The sequence below is a fragment of the Peribacillus sp. SIMBA_075 genome (assembly GCF_046534585.1).
The window spans coordinates 1-250 of sequence record NZ_JAWRYN010001212.1 but is presented as its reverse complement, the minus strand read 5'-3'; the positions used below and the strand labels follow the sequence as shown (position 1 = coordinate 250).

Here is a 250-nt window from a genome sequence, read left to right as displayed (position 1 = left end):
AAGGAGGAAATGCGACTGTTTTAGGTATGCATTTAGCAGAAAGGACGTAATAACATGGACATCTTGTTAAGAGGTATTGATCCTAAGTATATAAAAGATATTGATAAGAGATGTGAATTATTAAGTGTGAAATTGAAGAGGAAGTATACTCGTGCAGAATATTTGAGAAGTCTCATTCAAAACGATGTAGAACATTCTTTGCTTCAGTTTAAACAAGATAAATTTGATGAAGCAGTCGGCAACGTTACCG

Annotated in this window: 1 protein-coding gene; it reads left to right on the top strand. The window is 34.0% G+C overall.

Features of this window, described 5'->3' with window-relative positions; all coding sequences use genetic code 11:
* Window positions 1-54: 54 nt before the first annotated feature.
* On the top strand, window positions 55-250 hold a 196-nt coding region (locus tag SB775_RS32170; protein ID WP_410865349.1), incomplete at its 3' end, for a hypothetical protein.